This window comes from Skermanella sp., from assembly GCF_059503625.1.
Map to the genome: position 1 here is coordinate 1 of NZ_JCACHA010000005.1, position 4,600 is coordinate 4,600.

A 4,600-nucleotide genomic window follows, 5' to 3' on the forward strand; every position below is an offset into this window, starting at 1 on the left:
CTCGATGGCAGCCATGACCGCCGGCGTCAAGAAGGTCGCTCCCGTCATCAACGCCTATATCGACGAAGCGCTGGCGGAACGGGGCCTGACGCCGGACAAGCTGGCGCTGGTCGGTTTCTCCCAGGGGACCATGACGTCGCTGTACGTGGCGCTGCGCCGGCCGGAGCCGGTCGCTGCCGTGCTGGGCTATTCCGGCGCGCTGCTGGCGCCCGACCTTCTGACCGCGGAAATCAAGTCGCGTCCGCCCGTGCTGCTGGTCCACGGCGACGCCGATCAGGTCGTTCCCGCCCAGGCGCTTCCTGCCGCGCAGTCCGCCCTGCAGGCCGCCGGCGTGCCGGTGGATGTGGAGGTCCGGCCGGGCCTGGGGCATGGGATCGACCAGGAAGGGCTGATGCGCGGCGGGTTCTTCCTCAAGCGGTCGCTGCTCGGCTGAATCCTGGCGGCGGCGGCGCAGGGGAGTTCCCTGCAAGATCCGCCACGCTACCCCGATAGTTACAGTGTCATGAAGTTCGGGATGGTTCCCGGTCCAACTTGTTGAGTTTGGGCCGAGGATGCTCTATGAGAGAAGAACATCCAGGTCAGGCATTCGGGCCTGACGGGCAAGGGAACCAGAGGAGGGCGTGGGCTTGGCACCACCACCCGATCACTGTCCGGCGCTGGTACTGAATGCGGATTTCCGTCCGCTGAGCTACTTCCCTTTGTCTCTGTGGTCCTGGCAGGAAGCTGTCAAGGCCGTGTTCCTCGACCGCGTCAACATCATTTCCGAATATGATCGAGTCGTCAGGTCGCCCAACTTCGAGATAAAGCTGCCCAGCGTCATCTCATTGAAGGAATACATCCCGGCGACCCGTCGTCCGGCCTTCACCCGCTTCAATGTCTTCCTGCGCGACCGTTTTTCGTGCCAGTACTGCAACGAGCCTTTTCCGACTCAGGAGCTGACGTTCGACCACGTGATACCGCGCTCCAAAGGCGGGCGAACTACGTGGGAAAACGTCGTGACGTCCTGTTCCGCCTGTAACCTCAGGAAAGGGAACAGGCTCCCCAAGCAGTGTGGCATGATACCGTTTTACCCGCCGTTCCAGCCCACGGCGTTTCAGCTTCAGGAAAACGGACGATCCTTCCCGCCAAACTTCTTGCATGAAAGTTGGCGGGATTTTCTTTACTGGGATACCGAACTCGATCCGTTCTGACGGTCGCCGTCCTGGCGGGGCTCCGCTCGGGTCGCCCCGCGCCGGCGCTTCCCTTAGAAGCGCTGGGCCGCCCAAATGGCGGCGCGCGAGCCGGCCTTGATCAGGCTGGTCAATACCGGATAGCCCGCCGTCAGTTCCGCCTCGTGGGCAAGGCCGATGTCGCGGTGCTCCAGCTCCTCCGCCCGGAACTTCTCGATGGTAGCCTTCAGCTCCGGTTCCGAGTCGCCAAGCTGCTCCGCCTGCTCGGCGTAGTGTTCGTCGATCACTTCCTCCACCGCGACCGTGCAGGCCATGGCGGCGCGCTGTCCCAGCAGGGCGGTGGCGGCGCCCAGCGCGAAGCCTGCGACGTGCCAGACCGGGTGCAGCACGGTCGGGCGGACGCGGCGTTCGACGATCAGGCGCTCGAAGGTGTCCAGGTGCTCCTGCTCCTGATCCTTCATATGCCGGATGATCTTGGCGGCCGGCGTGCGCTTGAGGACGGCAAGCTGGCCCTCGTAGATCCGCTTGGCGCCGTACTCGCCGGCATGATCGACGCGGATCATCCGCGCCAGCCGCTCCCGGTCTTCCGGATCGCCGGGCAAATAGCGGGGGCGGGGCCGTTTCGGCGCCTCCAGCAGAGCGAGTTCCTCCGGGGCGGAAATCTGGGGCCGTTCCGTCGTTGCCGTCATGGTTCGCTCCTCTCGAGTCTCATCCGGTCGAGTCTTATCCGGCCGATCCGAATGCGCGCCGCGCCGCGAAGAAGGCGACGGCCGCAAGGACCAGCGAGATCAGGATATTATATCCCGCCATGGAGATTCCAAACAGCGACCATGCGACTTGGTCGCACCGTACGACCGGTGCCGCCATGATCTGTGCCCGCAAGGCGTCGATGGAATCCGCAGTGGCCGTGACACCGCAGCCGGACGTTCCGGTCCACCAGTGCTGCTCGACGCCGACATGGAAGACCGCGACGCCGCCGCCGACCAGCAAGGCCACGCCGCAAAGCGCCAGCAGGGCGGCGCGAAGCTTATGGGCATCCGTAGCCACTGCGAGGGAAACGATGCTCAGCGCGATCACGACGGCATAGGGCCAGCGCTGCCAGATGCACAGCACGCAGGGCTGAAGACCGATCACGTACTGGAAGAAGAACGCCGCCAGAAGCGATCCGGCGCTGGCGCCCAGCAGGAAAAGCGCTGAAATACGCGATGTGGACAGGTCTGCGATGGCCATGGTGATGTCGTCCGGAGCCGCGGTTGGTAACCGGCACGAGGGAGCCGGGGGTGCAAGGCCGTCACATTACATAGCGGACGGCGGCGAAACCACCCAGCAGGAGCGCGAAGAATGCCGATGCGAGCAGGCCCAGGTGCTTTTCGATGAAGACCCGGATCGGTGGACCGAAATACCACAGCAGTCCGGCCACCAGGAAGAACCGGGCGCCGCGCGAGATGACGGAGGCCGCCATGAAGACGGCAAGGTCGAGCTGCGTCAGCCCGCTTGCGATGGTGATCACCTTGTAGGGGAACGGCGTGAACCCGGCCCCGGCGACGATCCAGAAACCCCACTCGTTATAGAGTGCGGCGAATTCGTCCATCTTCGCGGCGTAGCCGTAGAAGTCCATCACCTGCTGACCGATGGCATCCCACAGGAAATACCCGATCATGTAACCGAACAGCCCGCCGACCACCGAGGCCAGCGTGCAGACCGTGGCGATCCGCCAAGCCTTGTCCCGGCGCGCCAGGACCATCGGCATCATCAGGGCATCGGGCGGGACAGGGAAAATCGAACTCTCGATGAACGATATGAAGCCCATGGCCCACATGGCGTGGCGATGGCCGGCCAGGCGCATCGTCCAGTCGTAAAGCGGTCTGATCAAGGGAATCTCATCTGGTTGAGGAAAGTGGGATCAGGAAAGCGGGCCGGGCTATGGCGTGATCTGAATAAGCGTCCGTAGATAACAGTGTGCCGCACTGCACGCAATCGTCCCGATCGTCCCGGACCTTGACCCTTACAGGTCAATGCGTGCGAGATATTGCAACGGATTCCGATTGACCCGGGGCCTCCGGTGAGTATGATCCGCGCACTTTCCCCAGGTAGCCCCTGTGGCGGAATCGGTAGACGCGGCAGACTCAAAATCTGTTGTTCGCAAGGACGTGCCAGTTCGAGTCTGGCCGGGGGCACCAAAGTTTTCAAAGACCTGGATAGTGACGGTTCCGGCAGGGATATCGGGCTGAAGAGGCCCGCCTACAACCGCACGCAGTCCTTTCGACCGGCGCTCCTGCCATTGTTCACGAGCACGCTTACGTAGGTCGAGCCTCTTCAGCCCGACGTTTAACGTTCCAGATCAGTCATGCTTCGATGCCTCTGGTCTGACGCGCTGTTCCAGTATTCCTCAGCGACGCGGCAGTCGACTGGCTCACGCCTCCCTCATTCAGCGTCACTGCGCATTCGTTGAACTAATGACGGACGGACAATACGTCGCAGTGGGTCTAAGGTATCATATACAGCCGCCCCCGAAATGATGCATTCATATGGTCATCAGCAGGCTAAACATTGAAGTGGCAAAGGGGGACGAAATGATCCATCAGGCTCTCGATAAGTTGAATGGTAAAGTGGCCATCCGTTCGAAGTATGATAACTTCATTGGTGGCAAGTGGGTAGCTCCGGTTCAGGGTCGTTACTTCAGCAACATCACGCCAATTACTGGAAAGCCGGTCGGCGAGATCGCTCGTTCGACTGCCGAAGACATTGAACTGGCCCTCGACGCTGCCCACAAGGCGCGCGAGAAGTGGGGCCTGACTTCTCCGGCCGAACGGGCGAAGGTCCTGAACCGCATCGCCGACCGCATGGAAGAGAACCTGGACCTGCTGGCGCTGGTCGAGACCATCGACAACGGCAAGCCGATCCGCGAGACGACCCATGCCGACCTGCCGCTGGCGGTCGATCACTTCCGGTATTTCGCCGCCTGCATCCGCGCTCAGGAAGGCTCCGCCGCCGAGCTGGACAGCACCACGGTCGCCTACCACTTCCACGAGCCGCTGGGCGTCGTCGGCCAGATCATTCCCTGGAACTTCCCGCTGCTGATGGCCGTGTGGAAGCTGGCTCCCGCCCTTGCCGCCGGTAACTGCGTCGTCCTGAAGCCGGCCGAGCAGACCCCGATGGCCATCATGGTCCTGGTCGAGCTGATCGCCGACCTGCTGCCCGAAGGCGTGCTGAACATCGTCAACGGCTTCGGCGTCGAAGCGGGCAAGCCGCTGGCGCAGAACCGCCGCATCGCCAAGATCGCCTTCACCGGCGAAACGACGACCGGCCGCCTGATCATGCAGTATGCGTCGGAAAACATCATTCCCTGCACGCTGGAACTGGGCGGCAAGTCGCCGAACATCTTCTTCTCCGACGTCATGGCCGAAGACGACGATTTCTTCGACAAGGCG

At 62.7% G+C, this 4,600-nt stretch carries 5 protein-coding genes, 1 tRNA gene and 1 pseudogene; 4 read left to right on the forward strand and 3 right to left on the reverse strand.

From position 1 onward, the window contains the following. Together AC5JJ6_RS00095 and AC5JJ6_RS00100 are read left to right on the forward strand one after the other, a co-directional pair. The coding region (locus AC5JJ6_RS00095) for an alpha/beta hydrolase (protein ID WP_496040086.1) at positions 1-433 on the forward strand (433 nt) is incomplete at its 5' end. 193 nt (positions 434-626) lie between these two features. Further along, entirely contained in the window at positions 627-1,190 is a 564-nt protein-coding gene (locus AC5JJ6_RS00100) for an HNH endonuclease (RefSeq protein ID WP_052831111.1), read from the forward strand. Between the two features lie 53 nt (positions 1,191-1,243). On the opposite strand, the gene AC5JJ6_RS00105 is transcribed toward AC5JJ6_RS00100, so the two are convergent. The 3 genes from AC5JJ6_RS00105 to AC5JJ6_RS00115 form a co-directional block, all read right to left on the reverse strand. Beyond that, positions 1,244-1,858: a demethoxyubiquinone hydroxylase family protein gene (locus AC5JJ6_RS00105; RefSeq protein WP_496040087.1), complete on the reverse strand. Its 615-nt coding sequence runs from the start codon at positions 1,856-1,858 to the stop codon at positions 1,244-1,246. Between the two features lie 34 nt (positions 1,859-1,892). Then, entirely contained in the window at positions 1,893-2,399 is a 507-nt protein-coding gene (locus AC5JJ6_RS00110; RefSeq protein WP_496040088.1) for a disulfide bond formation protein B, read from the reverse strand. Between the two features lie 61 nt (positions 2,400-2,460). Next, positions 2,461-3,042, reverse strand: coding sequence for a YqaA family protein (locus AC5JJ6_RS00115; protein WP_496040089.1), 582 nt, complete (start codon positions 3,040-3,042; stop codon positions 2,461-2,463). A 220-nt stretch (positions 3,043-3,262) separates the two neighbouring features. Here AC5JJ6_RS00115 and AC5JJ6_RS00120 point away from each other — a divergent pair. Further along, a tRNA-Leu gene (locus AC5JJ6_RS00120) sits at positions 3,263-3,349 on the forward strand. A gap of 393 nt (positions 3,350-3,742) precedes the next feature. After that, positions 3,743-4,600 (forward strand): annotated as a pseudogene (adh, locus tag AC5JJ6_RS00125) (aldehyde dehydrogenase); the annotation flags it as partial.

Excerpts from the sequence above, each read along its gene's own strand:
- AC5JJ6_RS00105 (WP_496040087.1), bottom strand. The coding sequence starts at position 1,858 with ATGACGGCAACGACGGAACGGCCCCAGATTTCCGCCCCGGAGGAACTC.
- AC5JJ6_RS00110 (WP_496040088.1), bottom strand. The coding sequence starts at position 2,399 with ATGGCCATCGCAGACCTGTCCACATCGCGTATTTCAGCGCTTTTCCTG.